The organism is Pseudomonas sp. F01002 (assembly GCF_004402115.1).
Classification (GTDB): domain Bacteria; phylum Pseudomonadota; class Gammaproteobacteria; order Pseudomonadales; family Pseudomonadaceae; genus Aquipseudomonas; species Aquipseudomonas frigoris.
On sequence record NZ_SOPU01000014.1, the window covers coordinates 27,914 to 28,137 of the forward strand.

Annotated in this window: 1 tRNA gene; it reads left to right on the forward strand. The window is 54.0% G+C overall.

The annotated features are described in order from the left end of the window. The first annotated feature begins 105 nt into the window (after positions 1–105). Positions 106–181, forward strand: a tRNA-Glu gene (locus E3W21_RS08370). Positions 182–224: the final 43 nt, after the last annotated feature.

The window sequence follows — 224 nt, forward strand, 5'->3', positions numbered from 1 at the left end:
ATTTTAAACAGCGTTGCTTTCGGGCAGGGCTGAGTGAAACCAAAACCAGCATCTTCGGATGCGGATTTGGGCACTGAAATACACACCATGTGTTTCAGTTAGCGTGTCCCCTTCGTCTAGTGGCCTAGGACACCGCCCTTTCACGGCGGTAACAGGGGTTCGAGTCCCCTAGGGGACGCCATTTGCGGGAATAGCTCAGTTGGTAGAGCACGACCTTGCCAAGG